This is a genomic window from Marinilactibacillus sp. XAAS-LB27 (assembly GCF_036039175.1).
In the GTDB taxonomy this organism is placed as follows: domain Bacteria; phylum Bacillota; class Bacilli; order Lactobacillales; family Carnobacteriaceae_A; genus Marinilactibacillus.
The window spans coordinates 618,107-639,277 of record NZ_JAYXKP010000001.1; the positions used below are offsets into that span (position 1 = coordinate 618,107).

General features: G+C 37.2%; 20 protein-coding genes. 1 reads left to right on the forward strand and 19 read right to left on the reverse strand.

Going from position 1 to position 21,171, the window contains the following annotated elements; genetic code table 11:
- Positions 1–170: 170 nt before the first annotated feature.
- The 10 genes from VXN63_RS02990 to VXN63_RS03035 all read right to left on the reverse strand — a co-directional run bounded on the left by VXN63_RS02990 (position 171) and on the right by VXN63_RS03035 (position 11,962).
- A complete protein-coding gene (locus tag VXN63_RS02990) occupies positions 171–2,030 on the reverse strand; it encodes an oligopeptide ABC transporter substrate-binding protein (RefSeq protein WP_327756469.1) in 1,860 nt (619 codons plus the stop codon).
- An 18-nt stretch (positions 2,031–2,048) separates the two neighbouring features.
- Entirely contained in the window at positions 2,049–2,990 is a 942-nt protein-coding gene (locus VXN63_RS02995) for an ABC transporter permease (protein ID WP_442915286.1), read from the reverse strand.
- 32 nt (positions 2,991–3,022) lie between these two features.
- Positions 3,023–3,982 carry an ABC transporter permease gene (locus VXN63_RS03000; RefSeq protein WP_327756470.1) on the reverse strand — a complete coding sequence of 320 codons (960 nt, stop codon included), beginning with the start codon at positions 3,980–3,982 and terminating at the stop codon, positions 3,023–3,025.
- 3 nt (positions 3,983–3,985) lie between these two features.
- The gene (locus tag VXN63_RS03005) at positions 3,986–4,978 is read right to left on the reverse strand and encodes an ATP-binding cassette domain-containing protein (RefSeq protein WP_327756471.1); all 993 of its coding nucleotides are present in this window, start codon (positions 4,976–4,978) and stop codon (positions 3,986–3,988) included.
- A 2-nt stretch (positions 4,979–4,980) separates the two neighbouring features.
- Positions 4,981–5,982, reverse strand: coding sequence for an ABC transporter ATP-binding protein (locus VXN63_RS03010; protein WP_327756472.1), 1,002 nt, complete (start codon positions 5,980–5,982; stop codon positions 4,981–4,983).
- A gap of 244 nt (positions 5,983–6,226) precedes the next feature.
- Positions 6,227–6,466, reverse strand: a complete 240-nt coding sequence (acpP, locus tag VXN63_RS03015; RefSeq protein ID WP_225744213.1) for an acyl carrier protein — start codon at positions 6,464–6,466, stop codon at positions 6,227–6,229.
- Between the two features lie 225 nt (positions 6,467–6,691).
- Complete coding sequence (plsX, locus tag VXN63_RS03020; protein WP_327756473.1) at positions 6,692–7,690, reverse strand: phosphate acyltransferase PlsX; 999 nt, start codon at positions 7,688–7,690, stop codon at positions 6,692–6,694.
- A gap of 30 nt (positions 7,691–7,720) precedes the next feature.
- On the reverse strand, positions 7,721–9,775 hold the full coding sequence (recG, locus tag VXN63_RS03025; RefSeq protein WP_327756474.1) for an ATP-dependent DNA helicase RecG: 2,055 nt from the start codon (positions 9,773–9,775) through the stop codon (positions 7,721–7,723).
- A gap of 122 nt (positions 9,776–9,897) precedes the next feature.
- Complete coding sequence (locus tag VXN63_RS03030) at positions 9,898–11,556, reverse strand: DAK2 domain-containing protein (RefSeq protein WP_327756475.1); 1,659 nt, start codon at positions 11,554–11,556, stop codon at positions 9,898–9,900.
- A gap of 52 nt (positions 11,557–11,608) precedes the next feature.
- The gene (locus VXN63_RS03035) at positions 11,609–11,962 is read right to left on the reverse strand and encodes an Asp23/Gls24 family envelope stress response protein (protein WP_225744217.1); all 354 of its coding nucleotides are present in this window, start codon (positions 11,960–11,962) and stop codon (positions 11,609–11,611) included.
- A 292-nt stretch (positions 11,963–12,254) separates the two neighbouring features.
- Here VXN63_RS03035 and rpmB point away from each other — a divergent pair, with 292 nt between their 5' ends.
- Positions 12,255–12,443 carry a 50S ribosomal protein L28 gene (gene rpmB / locus VXN63_RS03040; RefSeq protein ID WP_327756476.1) on the forward strand — a complete coding sequence of 63 codons (189 nt, stop codon included), beginning with the start codon at positions 12,255–12,257 and terminating at the stop codon, positions 12,441–12,443.
- A gap of 126 nt (positions 12,444–12,569) precedes the next feature.
- On the opposite strand, the gene VXN63_RS03045 is transcribed toward rpmB, so the two are convergent.
- From VXN63_RS03045 to fmt, 9 genes are all read right to left on the reverse strand, one after another.
- Positions 12,570–12,950 (reverse strand): PilZ domain-containing protein, encoded by a 381-nt coding sequence (locus VXN63_RS03045; protein ID WP_327756477.1) that lies wholly within the window; start codon positions 12,948–12,950, stop codon positions 12,570–12,572.
- Between the two features lie 324 nt (positions 12,951–13,274).
- On the reverse strand, positions 13,275–13,640 hold the full coding sequence (locus VXN63_RS03050; protein WP_327756478.1) for a hypothetical protein: 366 nt from the start codon (positions 13,638–13,640) through the stop codon (positions 13,275–13,277).
- Positions 13,641–13,724: 84 nt separating this feature from the next.
- Positions 13,725–14,378, reverse strand: a complete 654-nt coding sequence (locus VXN63_RS03055; protein WP_327756479.1) for a thiamine diphosphokinase — start codon at positions 14,376–14,378, stop codon at positions 13,725–13,727.
- Positions 14,379–15,029 carry a ribulose-phosphate 3-epimerase gene (rpe, locus tag VXN63_RS03060; protein WP_327756480.1) on the reverse strand — a complete coding sequence of 217 codons (651 nt, stop codon included), beginning with the start codon at positions 15,027–15,029 and terminating at the stop codon, positions 14,379–14,381.
- Entirely contained in the window at positions 15,029–15,943 is a 915-nt protein-coding gene (gene rsgA, locus VXN63_RS03065) for a ribosome small subunit-dependent GTPase A (protein ID WP_327756481.1), read from the reverse strand. The genes rpe and rsgA overlap by 1 nt, the downstream gene beginning before the upstream one ends.
- 24 nt (positions 15,944–15,967) lie before the next feature.
- Positions 15,968–17,971, reverse strand: coding sequence for a Stk1 family PASTA domain-containing Ser/Thr kinase (gene pknB / locus VXN63_RS03070; RefSeq protein ID WP_327756482.1), 2,004 nt, complete (start codon positions 17,969–17,971; stop codon positions 15,968–15,970).
- Positions 17,972–18,751, reverse strand: coding sequence for a Stp1/IreP family PP2C-type Ser/Thr phosphatase (locus VXN63_RS03075; protein ID WP_327756632.1), 780 nt, complete (start codon positions 18,749–18,751; stop codon positions 17,972–17,974).
- A gap of 120 nt (positions 18,752–18,871) precedes the next feature.
- Positions 18,872–20,227: a 16S rRNA (cytosine(967)-C(5))-methyltransferase RsmB gene (gene rsmB, locus VXN63_RS03080; RefSeq protein WP_327756483.1), complete on the reverse strand. Its 1,356-nt coding sequence runs from the start codon at positions 20,225–20,227 to the stop codon at positions 18,872–18,874.
- The gene (gene fmt, locus VXN63_RS03085; protein WP_327756484.1) at positions 20,217–21,164 is read right to left on the reverse strand and encodes a methionyl-tRNA formyltransferase; all 948 of its coding nucleotides are present in this window, start codon (positions 21,162–21,164) and stop codon (positions 20,217–20,219) included. Before fmt ends, rsmB begins: the two co-directional genes overlap by 11 nt.
- Positions 21,165–21,171: the final 7 nt, after the last annotated feature.

Consider the following 21,171-nt stretch of genomic DNA (forward strand, 5'->3'; position numbering starts at 1 on the left):
TTCCTTTCTATTACAATTATGTATAACAACTGTTCGCATAGCCTAAACTCTATATTATCATAGATTACTTACAAATGGTGCATAAAGTGAATTAGTACAATATAAAAAACCAGTCAGCATATAACTGACTGGTTTCCTTCATATAAAAGTAATTAAATTGTTTTGATGAATTATTCAGTAGCACGATCTTCTGAAGTCAAGTACCAAGTATGGTAAGAAACACCTGAATCATCTGGATTAGCTCCTACAGTAACATCGTAAGCACCTACACGATTGTTAACTGGGAATACTTCTGTACGGAATAATGTTGGAATGATTGGTAATTCTTCCATGAAGTATTCTTGCCATTCATTGAAGACTCCTGCACGCCATTCAGTATCGAATCCTTCGGCACTTAACATTTGTTCCATGTATTCAGTATTCTCATCAGTTACCCAACGAGTGTAGTTAAATGGAGCTGTTTCTCCGTAAAGACCATCTGGAGTTGGATCAGTACCGGTACCCCAAGCCCCTTGATAGATATCGATCTGAGGATCATCCGCTTCTACACGATCATAGAATGAGTTGAACTCATGTAAACGTCCCTCAAGTAATTGAACGTTTAAACCGATACGTTTCCAAGATTGGATATAGTATTCAGCGATTGGTTCAGCAACATCTCCACCAGACATTGATGCAAAGTTAATCACTAATTCTTCTCCTTCAGGAGTTGTACGGAATTCTTCTCCTTCAGCTAACTCATATCCAGCTTCATCAAGAATTCTGTTGGCTTCCTCAACATCAAAAGGATAGCCTTCTACATCTTCATTAAAGTAATCTGAGAAGTTAGGGATGATTGGAGAAGTTGCACGACGACGTAAGCCTTGGTAGAATCTTTCCCCAACTGCATCGTTATCAATCGCATATGCCATTGCTTGACGTAAGTTTACGTCTGCCATCTTAGCATCTGGGTTATAAACATTTTTAGCTGGTTCATCCCCATCCGCTTCTTGCCATTCACCTAGTTTGAAACCAATGTACGTGTATGAGTTTTCATCACGTCCAACAATTGAATATCCAGGTAAATCAGCAAATGTATCATATTGATCTGTAGGCATACTGATGAACAGGTCAAACTGCGCATTTTCCATTGCTGCTACAGCTGTTGATGTTGGTACAGTTTGTAATTCGATTCCGTCAAGAATCGGAGTTCCACGCCAGTAGTCTTCATAACGAGAATAAGATACTGATTCACCAGGAACAATATTTTCTACTTTAAACGGACCATAACCTAATGGTCTTTCACGAACTTCTGGAGCTGATTCTAAGTCAGCAACAGGAATTTCTCCTAGATAATGACGAGGTGCTGCGTAAGTCCATACGCCACCACCGGCTTGAAGCATCTGAACTCCAACTTCTTGATATTGGATTGTCAAAGTCATCTCATCGTCTGATAAAGTCATTCCAGAGATAGAATCTGCTGCTCCAGTCTTGTATTCATCGATACCAACGATATTTTGTAAATCAGAAGTATAACGAACACCAGCATATTCTGGGTCAGCTATAATTTCATGAGCATAAAGAATATCATCCGCTGTTAATGGTTCTCCATCGTGCCACGTAATACCATCTTTAACCGTTAAAGTCACTGTATTATTTTCTTGGTCCAGTTCCATAGTAGCTGCACCAGAGTCATCGATTTGATAGTTTTCATCAGAGCCTACAAGTTCTCCCATAGTGTATTGCATTACTTGAAAGTCTGGATTACCACTATAAAGTTCCCAACTGAAGATACCAGTGAATGGAGAATCAGATACGTAACCTATACTCATCGTTCCGCCTTCAATGGCTTCGCCATCATTTTCAACACGTGTTTCAAATGTTAAAGGTCCACCTTCTGCGTCTTCTCCTTCAGTTGCGGAGTCAGTTCCCCCATTACCAGTACCTGTATCTGATCCTGAATCATCTGATGATCCCCCACCACAAGCTGCAAGTACAAATGCTACAGCTGCAGAACTTGCTAATAAGCTATATCTTTTTTTGTTTGACATATTCTTTCTCCCCTTTTCTTAACCTAATCTTTGTTTAGAGTCTGCCGCACGTTGTAATGCACGACCGACATAGTTTATACACAACACCAATACTAATATTAATATTGAGGCTGGTAACCAAACCCATGCTTTATTACCCAGAACATCTGGATTTTGAGCTGTAGAAACTAGTGATCCTAAACTTGGAACGCTGGGAGGAAGCCCAAATCCAAGGAAAGACAATCCTGTTTCTAGCCCGATATTACCGGCAAAGTTCAAAGTCAAATTAACAATGATCAATGAACTGATATTTGGCATCATTTCGCGAAGTATAATAAGTATTGTAGGTGTGCCCATAGTTTTAGAGGCGCTAATAAAATCAAGCTTTCCAACAGTTAGTGCACGCCCACGTATGAATCTCGCCTGTCCTACCCATAAAAAAGCACTCATGATTAGAATAAATGAAAATACATTATAGTTTGGCACCAATGTTACGAAAATAATAATGATCATCGTTTGAGGTAAGATCATTATAAAATCAATGATTCTCATAATAACATTATCAACTGCCCCAGCATAGTAAGCTGCTAGAATTCCTACTAAAACACCTAATATACTCGTAATAAAAGTAACCGCTAGACCAATTGATAATGAGTTTCTAGCTCCGATGATGAGTTGTCCAAAAACATCACGTCCGGCTGAATCTGTACCTAGTAAGTACTGAGTTCCTTCTGTAAATGGATCTGTACTCATAGACATCGGTGGTAGATACGAGTCAAAAAGACTAACTGTTGTAACAGTTTGTTGGTCTAACAAAAAGGATACACTATAAACCGCTACAAGAATGATAACCATTAAAATTAATGAAGCTAATGCCAATTTATCTTTGGCAAATTCTTTTATTATTACTCTAAATCCCATTGGGGGTAAAGAAGCAGTAGCGTCTTCTGACATGATCGCTGCATCTTGGTTTGAAGCCATAAGAAATTCATTCCTTTCAATTTAATAGATATCTAATCAATACGTATTCGTGGGTCTACTGCCATTAAGATCAGATCTGAGATCAAGGTTCCAATTAAGCCCAGAAACCCATAGAACAGGACAAGAACAAAGATTACACTGTAATCACGCGTATTGATCGAGTCTAAGAATAAATTCCCCATACCACTGTAACTGAAAATTCTTTCTATAAAGATCGAACCCGTCAACAAACCGACAATGGTATAACCAAATCCGGATGCAATAGGAAGTGATGCGTTACGGAAGATATGTTTTGAATACACTTTATTAATGGGTACGCCTTTAGAACGTGCTGTTTTGACATAGTCTGATACTTTTGCATCAATGATTTCAGTACGTAAATACTGAATAATTCCAACCGTTCCTAAAACAGCAGTTGTAATAGAAGGTAAAATCAAGTGATACGTTCGACTCCAAGTTCTTTCCCAGAACGTTACTGCTGAAACATCAATTGATCCTCGAGATGGGAACCATCCTAGGTTGAATCCAAAGATATATACCATCAATAATGCTAAAACGAATGTAGGCACTGCAAAACTTACAAAATTGTATATGATAACCGTTTTATCAAAAGCTGAATCATTGAAACGTCCTGAAAGGATTCCTAAAGGCAGTCCAATCATGTATGTTAATACGGTTGAGAGTAGAGAAAGCCTAACCGTATTCCCGAGTCTATCCCCAATTACATTTACAACGCTTGTCTTGTAGTTGAAACTTCTTCCGAAGTCTCCTTGTAACGCATTCCCAACCCAGCGTACATATTTAACAGGTAATGGATCGTTTAACCCAAATCGCTCACGCAAGACATCCAATTGAGCAGGATCAATATTCGGATCGATCATTCCGGTAAATGGGTCTCCCGGCATAAATTCTGCAATGATAAAGATTAGTAAACTTAAGATGATCATTTGGGGAATCATCAGTAAGAGTCTTCTAAATATTGTTTTCCACATGGCTTATGCTTCCCCTCCTGTATTGATTGCCTCATTTTGAAGAGAACGATTTGGTCCTTCAGGCTTAGTCGCTACAAAATGACTTCCTCTAAACTCTTGAAGATCATATACACGACCATCTGTATCATAGTATTCCGTTTCTTGAGCATCGTATTCTGCTTCAACTCGTTGACGTTCGATTTTCTTCGCTTCTCTAGTTGAAGGATCCATATCTGGTATAGCTGAAAGTAGTCGTTTAGTATAAATATGTTGTGGGTCTCTATAAATATCTTGTTTTGGACCTTGCTCTACGAAACGTCCTTTATGCATAATTGCTATATTATCAGCCATATGTTGAACAACGCCTAAATCGTGAGAAATAAATAAGTAACTTAAATCATATTCCTTTTGAATTCTACGCATAAAGTTCAAAACTTGTGCTTGTACAGATAAATCAAGTGCTGAAGTCGGTTCATCGGCAATGATTAACTTTGGATCACTGGCTACAGCTCTAGCAACCCCAATACGCTGACGTTGTCCACCTGAAAACTCATGAGGATACTTGTACATCGCTTCTGAGTTCATTCCAACAATATCCAGCAATTCTGCAACTCTTCGTTTAATTTCATCCGGAGTATAATCAAAATAGTTTCGCATTGGTTCGCCCATTACATCGATAATCCGTTTTTTTGGATTCATTGATGAAGTTGAATCTTGAAAAATCATCTGAACATCTTTGTTGTAATTGGCGTATTTCTTTTTGCGACTTCTTGCTCTATTTGTAACATTTTCACCTTCGTATAATATCTCTCCTGAAGTAGCTTTTTCTAGTCCGATGATTGTTTTACCAATTGTTGTCTTTCCGGAACCAGATTCACCAACTAAACCGTAAGTCTTTCCACTTTCGATTGTCAGGTTCACGCCGTCAACTGCTCGCACGTGGTCTTGAATCGTGTTTAGAATGCCTCCACGAATAGGATAATGTACTTTTAAGTCTTTAACTTCCAAAAATCCCATGGTTATTTTTCCTCCCCTTCAAAGTGGAAATGTTTCCAGCTATTTCCTCTTACTTTGTGGTTCGGAGCAATTTCCGTCAATTCTGGATCTTCATCAAATGCTTCATCTGGAATCCAAGGAATTCTAGGTCTGAAACGATCACCTTTACGCGGCAAATTTTGAAGTGATGGTACAGTTCCGTGAATAACGTGTAATTCTTCTCCTTCTTCAAGTTCATGAGGAATTGAATTAAGTAATGAACGTGTATATGGATGTTTAGGATCTTTGAACAAAACATCTACAGGTGCTTCTTCTACAATTTGACCAGCATACATGACAGCCACTCTATCTGCTGTTTCAGCTACTACACCTAAATCATGTGTGATCAGAATGATTCCTGATCCTGTTTCAGCTTGAATATCTCTCATTAAGTCCAAGATTTGAGCTTGGATTGTAACATCCAGTGCTGTTGTAGGTTCATCTGCAATAATAATTGGAGGTTTATTTGCCAATGCGATTGCAATAACAATTCTTTGTCTCATACCACCAGATAGTTCATGAGGATAAGCTTTCATGATTTGTTCCGGTCTTGGAATACCTACTTGATTCAGTAATTCCAGTACGCGTTCTTTAATTTGTTTTTCGTTGAGGTCTGAATGATAAATCAACGCTTCCGCGATTTGATTGTAAATTGTCATCAAAGGATTCAATGACCCTAACGGATCTTGGAAAATCATACCGATATCATTTCCTCGAATTCGATTGTATAATTTTTCATTCAAGTCAGTCAGGTTTAAATCTTTATATAAAATTTCTCCAGTAATTTTAGTATTGTTAGGATCATGTAGCCCCATGATCGCTGTAGCTAATGTAGACTTGCCACATCCGGATTCTCCAACGATTGCTAAAATCTCATTTTTCTTTAGCGTCAGTGAAACACCATCAACTGCATTATGGTACTCTTCACCGAATCGGAATCCAGTTTTTAAATTATTTACTTCAAGTAAGTTACGTTCGACGGCCACTGTTTAACCTCCTATGCATTTCTTCTCATCGATGAAAATGAGAAGAACATTAAATAGTTGCGTTTTTTTTAATCAACTACTTAATATTATAAAATGAATTATACACTTTCTAATTTTTAATTTCAATAGCACATTTATCATTTTATAACAGAATATTAAAAAAACAAGCCATTTTCTAATTTTCCTGATAATATTCAGCATATTTATCATAAATTGTTCATAAATGGGTAAAAAAAAAAGCGACTCACTGATTCGCTTTAATATAATCTACTGCTTTACCAACGGTTGTAATATTTTCTGCATCTTCATCAGAAATCTCATTTCCGAAAGTGTCTTCTAATTCCATGACCAATTCAACTATATCAAGAGAATCGGCACCTAGATCTTCTTTAAATGTAGTATCTCTAGTAATTTTTTCTTCGTCTACACCTAATCTTTCTACAATAATTCCTTTTACTTTGTCGAAAACTTCTTGCTCTGCCATCTTCTAATTCCTCCAATTATTCTTATTGAAGCCAAAAGTATAACTTTTCAGGTTATACTTTTGGTTTCTCATTTTTGATCTTATTTAACTTAACTCACAAGTGTTATTGTAGCTTATTTCAGTTATAATTTCCATGATGAATCTAAATCCCTCGTAATGAGCATTTTGATTTATCAGATTTTGAACGTCTTTACTCTAAGAATAAAGCGTTACCTTATCATTAACCTAATTATTTTCATAATAAGTGACTAAATCACTGACCATATTAGAGGCTAACATTTCTCTAATTTGTTTGATTGTTTGGTAAATGGGTTCAGCTGTTGCAGAACCGTGTGTTTTAACTACTGGAGCTTTAACACCGATTAGTACTGCACCCCCATGTTTTGAGTAGTCCATTACATCTTTCATATTAGATAAACTATCTTTTAAAAGCAAGCCACCTATTTTTGATTTAATGCCACTATTCATAATAGAACTCTTAATCAGTTTAGCCATAGATAGCGCTGTTCCTTCGATAGTCTTCAATACAGCATTCCCTGTGAAGCCATCAGATACAACGACGTCAGCTACTCCATTTAACAGTTCTCTCGCTTCTACATTCCCAACAAAATTGATTGCATCGTTTTCTTTTAATAATTTGTAGGCTTCTTTAGTTACTTCATTTCCTTTATTTTCTTCCGTACCATTATTTAATAAGCCTACTCGAGGATTGTCTATCCCTCTTACAAACTTGGCATAATACGTACCTAGCGTAGCATACTGATTAATGTTGCTTGGTTTGCTATCCGCATTTGCTCCAACATCCAAGAGATTGAATGCATCAAGGTTGTCACTCATTACTGGTAAAGTTGCTAGCAGGCCTGGACGCTCAATCCCTTTTACACGTCCAATAATCAAAGTTCCTGAGGCAAGGAGTGCTCCAGTGTTTCCAGCAGAGAAGAGTGCATGATTTTCACCGTTTTTAACAGAGTTTGCTGCCATAACCATAGAAGCATCTTTTTTACGTCTAATTGAACGAACGGGATCATCTTCACTAGTGATTTTTTCTTCTGTGTGTACGATTTCGATGTTACTTAGGTCCTCATTGATATATTTCTTGATCAAATCTTCTTTCCCGTACAACACAATTGTTATATCTTTGAATTCCTTAGCTGCTTTAATACTTCCTTCAACTAGCGCTTGTGGTGCATTATCTCCACCCATAGCATCTACTGCGATTCTCATATTTCTTTTCCTCCTATTCAGTACTTATTACTAATCTAAAAATGAATATCTTGCTTGTTCATCTATCCCTACTTCATTTCTCAAGAATTGGTACTCTTCTGCTTCAAAAAATTCTGAGTTATTCAGTAAAAGAGCTGCCTCGTTTCTGGCACTTTCAAGTATCTGGAAATCTTCGACAATGTCAGCAACTTTGAATTCAGGTAAGCCGGATTGTTTTTTACCGAATATCTCTCCAGCACCCCTCATTTCCAAATCCTTTTCACTTAGAACGAACCCGTCATTGGTTTGGGTCAATATTTCCATACGCTGAGCACCAGTTTCCCCTTTAGGATCAGCAATTAATATACAGTAAGATTCTTTCTTGCCTCGTCCTACTCTTCCTCTTAATTGATGTAATTGAGCCAGTCCGAATCGATCAGCGTCATGAATGATCATAAGCGTTGCATTAGGGACGTTTACACCTACTTCGATTACAGTAGTAGATACCAGTATCTGTAACTCATTACGCTTGAACTGTTCCATTATGGAGTCTTTTTCAGCAGCAGACATTTTCCCATGTAACAATCCCGCATTATATTTAGGGCCGAACTTTTCGGCATAAATTCTATATAAATCAGTCGCATTTTGAAGGTCCATCATTTCAGATTCTTCAATAAGAGGACTGATGACATAAACTTGAGATCCATTGCTCAGTTCTTTTTCCATAAAGGGGAGCATTTGAGTAAACTGCTTTGGTCTGATCCAGTGAGTTGTAACGGGTTCTCTCCCCGGTGGCAATTCATCAATCACAGAAATATCCATTTCTCCAAAGGCACTGATTGCTAAGGTTCTAGGTATCGGTGTCGCTGTCATGAACAAAACATCCGGATGATCGCCTTTTTCCCTCAAAACTTTTCGCTGACTTACACCAAAACGATGTTGCTCATCTGTGATTACTAATCCTAGTTTGTTGAAGTTAACCCCTTCTTGTATCAAAGCATGTGTTCCAAGCAGCGCATCGATTTCTCCATTTGCTAATTGTTCTAACAGTTCTCTACGTTTGGCCACTTTTGTGGATCCTGTTAATAGATCAATACGAATATCCATCTCTTTGAACATCTCAGAAAGACTTTCCATATGTTGCGTTGCAAGAATTTCTGTAGGAGCCATCAACGCAGACTGTAGACCAGCAGTCCAAGCCGCATAAATAGCTGCTGCAGCTACAACAGTCTTACCACTTCCTACGTCACCCTGAAGCAATCGGTACATCTGAATCGGAAGTTTAAGATCTTTACAGATTTCATTTACCACTCTCTTTTGAGCTGCAGTCAACTCAAAGGGTAAGGACCGAAAGAACGCTCTGAGCTTTTCAACATCATAGTCTATCACGTTCCCGCGGTCAGTCATTTTGTGTTGTTTCCTTAACCACTGCATCTGTAATTGATAGATAAAAAATTCCTGAAATATGATAGCTGTTCTAGCCCGCTCATTATCCCCATCCTTTTCAGGAAAATGCATCATTCTGATAGCGTCTCTTTGAGAAACAGTTTGATATTTTTTCCTAATCGACTCTGGAACAATTTCCGGAATGAGTTCTTGGTAATCTTGCCAGGCTTGTCGAATTAATTTGATCAACGTAGCTTGTTTAATATGCTTTGAAGTATGGTAAACGGGTTCTCGGTTTTCTTTTTCATCACTTAAGCTACTACTCAAAACTTTTATACCACTCAATTGCATTTTGATAGCATCCCATTTACCAAAAATCGCTGTCTCTTCTCCAGCCGCCAGTTGCTGTTTTAAATAGGGCTGATTGAAAAAAGTAACCGGGACAATCACATGCTCAACATTTAACCGAAAAGATAGACGATTCTTTCCTCTACCAAAATGACTTAGAACTGGATCTGATACGAGCGGTCCTTTTAATACGACTTTCTCTTTGTCTTCTATTTCATCAATAGCTTTTACAGTAAGGTCTTCATATCTGAAGGGATAGTATGTCAATAGATTATAAATCGTTTCAATTCCTAAATCTCTTAGTGCATCTACTCTTTTGGGACCGACTCCAGATAAGACCGTTACAGGATCAGAAATACTTTTACTTGTCATAACATCCCTCCTTTTTTACTACCTAAAAACCAGAAAGGAATAGACAAAACAACAAAGATAATTCTTCGTTATTTCATCTATTCCCCCTTTAGATTTATATGACACTATTAAAATAATGGCTTTTATTCTACTGAAATCAGATATGGATAAACAGGTTGTCCACCTTCGTGGATTTCAATTTCTATATCTTCATATTTTTCTTCAACAGCTTTTCCTATCTCTTCAGCAACTTCTCGTGAGCCATCTTCTCCATAAAGAAGAGTCAGAATCTCACTTTCGTCGCTAATCATTTGATCGATAGTATCTAGGGTGACTTGTTTGATGTCCGTAGCTGAAACTTTTATTGTTCCATCAATAATACCCATGAAATCATCTTTTTTGATTGTAACACCATTGATTTCAGTATCACGAACAGCAAAGGTTACTTGACCTGAAACAACAGCTTTTAATTCTGCCGTCATATCTTCTTTGTTGGTTGCAAGATCATGAGTCGCATTAAACCCTAACATTGAAGTCAAACCTTGTTGGATTGTTCTTGTCTCCACAACAACAGTATCAACTTCAGAAACTTCTGCTGCTTGTTCTGCAGCCATGAAGATATTCTTGTTGTTTGGAAGGATAATATATTGTTTAGCTGGAACTTCTCCCATTGCTTTTACAATGTCTTCTGTACTAGGGTTCATTGTCTGTCCGCCTAGAAGTACGTAATCGACTCCTAAACTTTCGAACATTTTCTTGATCCCTTCGCCTGCTGCCACTGCAACTACGGCAATCTCTTTTTCTTCAACTTTCTTTTTAGGCGTAGTTGAGTCAGAAGATAATGCAGAATGCTGCTCTCTCATGTTATCTACTTTGATTTTCATTAGAGAACCGAATTTTTGTCCATAGTTCATCACTTCTCCGGGATGCTCTGTATGGACATGGACTTTGATGACTTCATCATCGGCTACTACAAGTAAAGAATCTCCCATCTTATCAAGATGATTACGGAAATGATCATAATCAAATTCACTATCAACCGTTTCGCCTTCACCGATACGCACCATGATCTCAGTACAGTATCCAAAAGTAATATCTTCTGTGTGCACGTGTTCATGTACATCACTTCTATGGTGTTCAGCACGAACAAGCTCTTCAAGTTCCGGAGTTTCTTCGACCGGCGCTTCTCCAGTTAGTGACGACAAGAAACCTTCATATACGTATACTAAACCTTGTCCACCACTATCTACAACGCCAACTTCTTTAAGTACTGGTAAAAGATCTGGAGTTTTTTTAAGCGATTTTTTTGCTGAAGATAATACTTTTTCCATTACTTCAATGATATTATCTGTTTCTTTTGCTTTTTTCACACCTGATTTAGCGGATTCTCTTGCTACAGTTAAAATGGTTCCTTCTACAGGTTTCATGACAGCATTATAAGCAGACTCCACACCATTTTGGAATGCAGCTGCAAATTGTTTTGAATCAATTGTTTTATGTTCTTGAATCTCTTTTGCAAATCCTCTGAAAAGTTGCGATAAGATAACTCCAGAGTTTCCTCTAGCACCCATCAACAATCCTTTTGCCAAGGCTTGAGCAATTTCTCCTAAATGATCACTATCTGTTTCTTTTACAGCTTTTGCTCCACTTGTAAAAGACAAATTCATATTTGTACCAGTATCTCCATCTGGAACCGGAAATACGTTCAGAGAGTTGACGTATTCAGTATTCTCATCCAGTCTCGTTCTACCAGCTGCAACCATATTTTTAAATTCTTCAGATGTTAAGTTTAATACTTCCACTTTATTGGTTTCCTCCCTTGTCACAAGGATTTGTGACTATGGTAATCTCTATTTATACGCGTACGCCTTGTACGAAAACATTTACTGATTTAGCTTTGATACCAAGATTTGCTTCTAATTGATAGATCACATGTTCTTGAACGTTTTTTGATACTTCAGAAATCTTAGTACCGTAACTAACGATAATATAAACATCGATTACAATTTCTTCATCTTCTTGTCTTACAACAATCCCGCGCGAATAGTTTTCACGATTCAAAATCTCAATGAGTCCATCACGTACTTGTTTTCGGCTGGCCATGCCTACGATACCAAAATTTTCTGTTGCGGCTCCGCCTACCACAGTTGCGATTACCTCATTTGAAATTTCAACATTGCCGAATTGAGTTTTCAGATTAACTGTCATTAATGATTTTCCCCTCTCTATTCAAAATTCTCATGATCACAATTAAAGATGCTTTTATTTTCATGAATTACAAATTGAATACTCAAACATATTTTAGCATATCGTGATTTATAATGGAAGACAATACCTATTTTATCACTTTTAGCTCTATTATCGACATTTTACTGTCAAGGTACATTACTTGAAAGAATGATAATATTTTCTTGCTTGTTTGTTATGTCTATGGTATCTTATATAAGTATGATTTAGCTTCTTATCGTAGAAGCTATTGCGTAAAGGAGGAGAGTTAATTATGACTAAAGAATGTTTCGTAACTGGACGTAAAGCTAGAAGTGGAAATAACCGCTCACACGCTAACAATAAATCTAAACGTCGCTTCGCTGCAAACTTGCAAAAAGTACGTATTATGGTTGATGGACAACCTAAAAAAGTATGGGTTTCTGCACGTGCCCTTAAATCAGGTAAAGTAGAACGCGTATAATTCTTAATGAGTCTTAGAGCCAACAAACGTTGATTATTCAATGTTTGTTGGTTTTTTGTTTGTCATTTTCGTTAAACTATATGCCTAAAAAAAAGAAACCAGCACTGAGCTCGCTTCTCGTTATGATTATGCCTCTTCATTTTCGAAGATATTGTCTCGATAATGCTTACTTTGATATTTATTAATTCTTCTAATTAATTCTGATTCTTCTTTAGTCGACACAGAAACTAGCTTGACCCCGTAACGAATATAGCGATCCTCGTCTTCTGAATACTTTCTTACAATACATCCCACTAGCTCAAACTTTTCACCTGCTAAATCAAATCGAAAGTTATATTTAAGAAATTCAGATATCAGAAATTTTTCTCTACTGACAAAAGAAAGCCCGTTTCCGCTTATGTCGACCATCGTAATTTCGTATGTAGTATCTTTTTTTCCTGGAAGAATCATCATGGCGTCTTTAAATCCTTTTATCCTAACCCTGAAAAATTTTCTTCTATTGATCATTTGTTCTTCCTCTTTTCATTAAATTTAAATAGATTTTTGAAGACGTTCCTTCTTACTATGTATGTTGTTTAATTATTCAGTTTATTTATTCAGTTAATTTCGCTTTTCTATTTTAACATAAAATGGTCAGTCAGTAGAGATACAAACTAAATATTATCTCTACGTTAAAAAAGCGACTATTCTAACTAAGAATGTTCAATATTATACTTGAATACTATCTAAGCATACACAAAAGGTCTCTTCCCGTCTAGAAGAGACCTGTTATTTTATTCAATTACCACTTATCAAAAAATTTAGTTTACTTTAGAGATCTATCTGTTTTTACTAACGATTTAACATTTCTAATTTACGAATCAACACTGTTTGATGCTCTTTGATACCAATAAGCGTGGGTCTGATCACTAGTTTATAAGTTTGATCTCCAGTTTTAAATACCACTTTCTTCATATATAACCCACTAAGATTAAAGCTTTCTATTGAACCAATAGGAATGACCGTTGCAACTTTTTCTTCTAGCTTAAAATTTAATTGAATTAACGTAAGGTTCGTTTCATCCAGTACAACAATATAAAACTTTGGTACCGGAATAGATAATAGTTTTGATTGTTCTGCGTAACCTGAAACAGCTGTATCGTTCCCATATTTTTCTTTCATTTCATTTAGAAAGTCTTTTGTAACAACTAGTGGCATATGACTCATCCCTTTTGTTTTTAACTTTACCGTATTCCATTAAGATTACCTATTAAAACACTTTTGGTATAGAAAAACTAGATTTTAAATGGTATTGTCTCGGCTTTGTATAAATGCGATGAGCCCTTTTTTGAATGAAAAGTATGCGTGGGGTTCTATAAATTCATTACTGATCAATGCAATTGGATAATCATAGTTGGTGTCTGATACGGTGTATTTAAACCCATCACCGATCGTCATTTCTTCTATAGGAGTCAATCCGATAATCGAACAGTACTGCTTATCTGTCTCTTGTTGGACACTGTATTCTCCTGAACTATAGAAGTGAATAGAATTCGTTTGATCTACAAAAATTAATTTTGAAACAAGCTGTTCAAACCTTGGTTGTAGTGGAATCATTAACGTACTCATCAGATGATCGATACGTCCTCCTGCCCAGCCATATAGATATATTTTTTCTACATCGAACAGTTTTTCAGCATAAACGAGACTAAGTTCAGCGTCTGTGTCATCTTTTTCAGGTTTGAATGGGATAACTTTTTGTGCATTATTCTCAATTAGCCTTTTTTCTTGTTCCGTTATAGAATCAAAATCTCCTAACACTAGATCAGGCGTATACCCTTTTTCTACCAAAAAAAGTCCACCTCTATCAACACCTACATATATATCCTCAAGATTCTTTTCTGGAAGTATGTTTTGCTTATCAGGACTTCCTAATACGATGTGCACTACACTCATTTAATTCACCGCATGCTTTAGATTGGTAATTTGTCCTTCTGGATCTTCAGCTCCGTATACATAAGATCCAGCTACAAAGACATCTGTTCCAGCTTCTCTACAAAGCTTTGCTGTCTCAGGTACGATTCCACCATCAACTTCAATGAGGAAGTTGAGCTGCTGATTTTTTCTGAGTATATCCAATTCACTAATTTTTTGTATTGTTTCAGGTAAGAAACTTTGTCCGCCAAATCCTGGGTTAACGGTCATAACTAAAACCATGTCGACCATATGAAGAAGAGGCTTAATGGAATCAACTGAAGTTCCCGGGTTAATGACGATCCCTGCTTTCACACCGTGTGTTTTGATAAGTTGTAACGCCCGATGAATATGGGGGGTACTCTCAAAGTGAACAGATATATAATCCGCACCTGCTTTTGCAAAATCTTCAATATAATTTTCAGGATTCTCAATCATTAAATGGCAATCAAGAGGTAGAGAAGTATGTGGTCTGATAGCCTCTACAACGTTATAGCCAAAAGTGATATTCGGAACAAAATGACCGTCCATAACGTCCACATGAATCCAATCTGCTCCGCCTTTTTCAACTAAAGCAATTTGTTCTTTCAGTCTAGAAAAATCTGCACTTAAAATCGAAGGTGCTATCTTCATTAAAACGCTCCTTTTTTCTTATAACGTGGTTTTCGGTTCTTTATTTCTTCCAAGAAAAGCAAGTAATGATCATATCTATATTGTGAGATTGTATGCTGTTCAACAGCGTTTTTAACGGCACACTTAGGTTCTTCCAAGTGAATACAACCGCTGAATTTACATTCCGATCTCAACGCCCACATTTCAGGGAAATATTCAGTCAACTCTTCCGCTTCAATATCATCGAAATTTAAAGAACTGAATCCCGGGGTATCTGCTATTAGACTATTCATCAATGGAATCAATTCGACATGTCTGGTCGTATGCTTACCTCGGCCTAAAGATTTGGAGGTTTCTCCTGTTTTCAACTCAAGAGAGCCATCGATCGTGTTCAACAACGTTGACTTACCCGCTCCAGATTGCCCAATAAAGACAATCAACTTGCCTCCAAATTGATCTCTAAAGATTTTTTCAACTTGTTCTTTTTTATTCGCTTCAGATTCTTCTGTAAGAATAAACTGATAGCCAATTTCAGTATAGTCTTTCTGATATTGAAGTATTTCTAGTCTTTGCTCTTCGGTCAATAGATCCAGTTTTGTTATGAAGATAACCGGCTCTATATGTTTAGATTCTAGCATAACTAAAAATCGGTCTAGGAGTTGCGTCGAAAATCCAGGATCAATCGCTGACATGATGATAATGCCTACGTCCACATTTGCTACTTGAGGTCTTGTTAATTCATTTTTTCGGTCAAGAAGATTTTGAATGACGCCTTCTGTTAAGTTGCCACTTTCGAATTCCACATAATCTCCAACCAAAGGCGTCAAATTCTGATTTCTGAAAACCCCTCTAGCTCTTGTCTGATATATTGTTTTAGAATCATCCGTTACATAATAAAATCCACTAAGTGCCTTTGTTATCTGTCCCTTTTGCAAATAGTTCCTTCCCTTCTAATAGGTTTATTCCGTTAAGCCAGATTCTTCCATTATAACTTCGTCGTCGCGTTCTACTCTATAGCTAGCAGATTGTCCTTCTTCAATAACAAAACTTAAAATTTCAGGAGTATCTTCAGTAATCTCGTATTCTTTGAAAACTGCATCGATTGAGTTTTCTGCGTCTTCTATATAGATTCTAATCAGATTTGGCACAGGTTCTGTCGCTGGTTCTTCTTCCTCTCCAGATTCCGGATCTGGATCCTGATCCTGATCCTGATCTGGCTCTTCTTCTACTGGTTCGTAAGGAATGATGATGCCTTCATCAAATGTCGTTTGCGAGACTTCTTCTGGCCCTGTAGAAAACACAACTGAAATACGGCTTCCTGAATAAATGGTTGTTCCAGCTTCCGGTGACTGACTACTGACTTGTCCTGCAGGAATGTCATCACTCGGTTCATCCGTACTAGATACGGACAAACTCAGTTCATCTGCATAGTCTAAAACACCCGCTTCTGAATATCCAGTCAAATCTCTTAAAGTATAACCTGCCTGTCCTGTACTTACAGTCAGAGTAATAGTTGTTTCTCCTGGAATGATTTCTTCTCCAGCTTCAATATCTTGAGAAATGATATTTCCTTCTGCTATTGTATTACTACTTTGTTGGACACTCTCAACAGTAAATCCTAATGTAGTCAGTTCTGCCCGAATGTCTTCGTAAACTTCCCCTTCATAGTCTTCAACTTCATACGGTTCTTGTCCAGTGCTAACATAAAGAACAACCTCAGCTTCTTCTCTCAGTGTAGAGCCAGCTGCCGGATTAGAACGAATCACCGATCCTGATTCTACCTCTTCACTAGTCTGCTCTATCGGTTCGCCAAGTGTTAAGTTTAACTCCGTTAGTTGTTCTTCAGCCTCTTCTTGTGTCATTCCAGCAAGTTCTGGAACCGTGACTTCTCCAGGTCTTGTAAAGAATCCAATAGCCCCTACAACTATGGTTAAGAATAAAAGGATCAATACCAACCAGATCCATTTTCTTTTTTTACGTTTTTTAGGAGGCGTCTTTTCTTCAGCCTGTTGATCATTAGCGTTCTGTTTGACTTCGCTTTCTGACTGATCCTGTTCTGGTTGATCAGGTACGACAATTGGCGTAATGACCATGGTGTCTTCTTTATCAGAGTCTCTTGGTACAAACTTACTTTCACTAGCTCTCTCAGGAGAAAGTGCCGTCATTAAGTCTTCTTTCATCTCGTCAATGGTCTGATAACGTTGACTTGCTTCTTTAGCCGTTGCTTTTAAAACAACATTTTCGAGCGGCTGTGGAATACGGTTATCAATATCTCTGATCGACGGTAGCTCATTTTGGAAATGCTTCAATGCAATAGAAACAGCAGACTCACCATCGAAGGGAACATCTCCTGTCAGCAATTCAAACAATAAAATCCCCAATGAATAAATGTCCGACTGCTTGGTGGCCATACTTCCACGAGCTTGTTCAGGAGATAGATAATGAACAGAACCTAGTAAAGAATTGGTTTGCGTAATAGAATTTTGAGAAAGCGCCACAGCTATCCCAAAATCCGTTATTTTCACTGAATCATGATGATCAATTAAAATATTTTGTGGCTTGATATCTCTATGAATGATATGGTGCTGATGAGCATACCGAACAGCATCCAGTATTTGACTCATTATACCAATGGATTTCTTGTATGGAATTGGATGGTGATCATGAATATATTGCTTCAAATCTGTACCTTCTACGTATTCCATTACAATATAAGGATTTTCATCTTCTCCAACATCATAAATATTTACAATATTTGGATGGACAAGTTCTGTCGTTGCAAGTGCTTCTCTTTTAAATCTTCTAATACTGTTTTCGTCATTATGGAAATTATAAGCCATTAACTTAACAGCAACGTCTCTTTCGAGGATAAGGTCCTTAGCAAGGTAGACTTTGGCCATACCACCTGCACCAATACTCTTGATGACTTTGTACCTTCCATTGATTCTTTCTCCAGTCTCCATCTAATTCCCCTCCTTTTTTTCTACTGTTTGTTCAAGACCAAGGCTTTGTGGGGCAAGATCCAGCAGACATACCGTAATATTATCCGTTGCGCCATTCTTTAAAGCTTGTTCAATTAACTCATCTGCTTTAGATGCATCACTTTTGTCTTTAGATACGATTGAAAGAATGTCACTTTCACTTATAGCATTCGTCAATCCATCAGAACAAAGTAGCAATAACTGCTTTCCAGGATTAAAAAAACTAAAAAAATCAATTTTCACTTCAGAGCGAACACCAAGAGAACGTGTAAGTGTATTTCGCTTCTCATGCGTTAATGCTTCTTCCTCTGTTATCTGCCCCGTCATTTTCAATTCATTAGCAAAAGAATGGTCTTCTGTTATTCGTGTAATAGAAGTTCCTTCTACGATATACGCTCTACTATCGCCAATATTTGCAATGACCGTCATTTCTTCAAATACAGCAGCTGCAACAAGTGTAGTACCCATGCCTTGAAGGTCTTTAAATATATTGGCAGCATCATAAATCCTCTTATTTTCTTCATTAATATGATTTTGAAACCAGTCTTCTACAGCTTCAATATCTTTATTTTTAAAATCAGACTGTTCCCAGCTATTTCCTAGCTGCAAAACAGCCATTTCACTCGCAATATCACCGGCATTATGTCCACCCATTCCGTCACATAAAACAGCTAATGTTTGATTATCTGCATTAACAAACGTAGAAACATAGTCTTGATTTGAATCTCGCTTACCAATATTAGATCTAGTTGTAATATTCAGTTTCGTTCACCTCTGATTTATAAATAAAGTGCTTTTTTCTGGTCTCTATGTACCTACCCAAATCATTGGATAGGTGCTTTTAACTAGTAGTATGTCTTATTTTTTCTAGATGTACAAGTATCAATTATCTTTAACTAATGAACAGATAAAGAAACCATCCGTTTGATATTCATGCGGATAAAGTCTCAACATATCGTCACTATCCAATTTTAATTGGTTGTTTTCTAAAATGACTGGTTCTACTTTGAAATCAGGATGCTTTTCTAGAAAAGCTTGAATAACTTCTTCGTTTTCTTCGGGTGTAATGGTACACGTACTGTATACTAATCGACCTTTTTCTTTTAATAAAGGTGCCATGTGTGTCAAAAGATCGATTTGTATTTTTTTCAAAGATTTCAAATCCTCTATTGTTTTAGAGTATCTGATTTCAGGTTTTCTTCTCATCAGACCTAGACCGGAACAAGGTGCATCCACTAGTATTTTATCGAATGATTCAGCTTGAACTTCTTCGCTAATTTTACGAGCATCTATATTTTTAGCTATAACGACGGCTTCTACGTTCTGTCTCTTCGCGTTGTCTTCAATGAGCTTGATTTTATGCTTATGGAGATCAAGTGCCAGTACTTCTCCTCCTAGCTGAGCATCTAGATAAGAAGCGATATGTGTTGTCTTACCACCAGGCGCTGCGCAAGCATCCAAAACTTTATCCCCTGGCTCTAATTGTAGCGAAGGAGCAACCAGCATTGAACTTTCATCTTGAATCGTCAGTTTACCAGATTTGAATAACTCTGATTTTGCAGGCAACCCACTTTCACTAATCAATCCTTGAGGAGATACGATACTTCTCTTGACGCTATAACCTTCTGCCGTCAATTGCTCAATAGCTTCTTCAATCGTGATTTGTTTCTGATTCACTCTCAAGCTGACTTTTGATTTTTCAGAAAGAGATTGTGCATATTTTTCTGTTTCTTCTATCCCAATTTTATTTATACTTTTTTCAATCATCCAGTCAGGAAGACTATACTGGATACCCAGTCTCTTTACTGGATCTTCAATTTTAAGAAAGTCTGGCTTTTCACTTCTCAGTACGTTTCTAAGCACACCATTCACTAGTCCAGCAATCCCTTTATGTCCTCTGGATTTAGCGATATTCACCGCTTCATTTAAGACAGCGTGATCTGGAACGCGTTCAAGGTAATGTAATTGATAAACTGAAAGTCTTAAAAGTTCTAGTACCCAGTTTTCCAGCTTTTTTTTCTGATCAAGAAAAGGCTCTAATGTGTAATCCAGCGTTCGTTTTCTCTGAATCACACCATAAACCAGTTCCGTTAATAAATTGCTATCTTCTCTTGATAGTGCATGTTTTTCAATTGTCTGATTCAAGACAATATTACTGAATGCCCCTTTAGTATTCACTTTTTCAAGTATGGTCATAGCTAGATAGCGGCTACTGTTTCTAATCGTATTATTCGCCAAATTTACATCCTTCTTTCAGTTGACTACCTGCGCCAACAAGGTAATCTCTTGTTTTCATTTTTGGTTTCCCAGAGGGTTGGATTTCAATCAGTTCAATTAACGTTCTTGAACCACAAGCAACCACAATGGCATTTTTTTGGATTTCTTCAATCGTACCTGGTTTTTTAGTAGCTGTACCCTCTACTGGTTTGACTGACCAAATTTTCATTCTTTTTCCCTGGAAATAAGTATGAGATCCTGGGAAAGGTCGCAACCCTCTAACTTTACAGTCGATTTCTTCAGCTGTTTGATTGAAGTCAATTTTTTCCTGTTCTGAGTGAATCATAGGTGCATACGTCACTTCATTCGGATCTTGCTCAATTGAAGGATTCGTTCTATTAAAAATAGCTGGTAATATCTCCATGAGAGTATCTCTTCCCAAGAGACTCAATTTTTCAAACATAGATCCTACATCATCTTGTTTTGTGATTGGTATTGTTTGCTGAGCAATGATATTCCCAGCATCCATTTCTTTCTCCATATACATGATTGTAACACCCGTTTCATCATCTCCATTGATTATCGCTGAATGGATTGGTGCAGCACCACGATATTTCGGAAGAAGAGATGCATGAACATTGATAGATTTGAATTCTGGAGTATAAAGCAATTTAGTCGGAACATATTGTCCATAAGCCGCAGTTATTAATAAATCTGGTTTCAAATCGAGGATTTGTTGCATTTCTTCAGATCCAGATAATTTTTCCGGCTGGTAAACTGGCAGATCCAGTTCTAACGCCAAAGCTTTGACGGGTGGTGGTGTCAGAACTTTTTTCCGTCCTACTTTTCTGTCTGGTTGTGTAACGACAGCAACAACCTCAACTTGTTCTGATTCCGATAGTGCTTTTAATATAGGGACTGAGAACTGAGGGGTTCCCATAAAGACGATTTTATACACAGTGTTC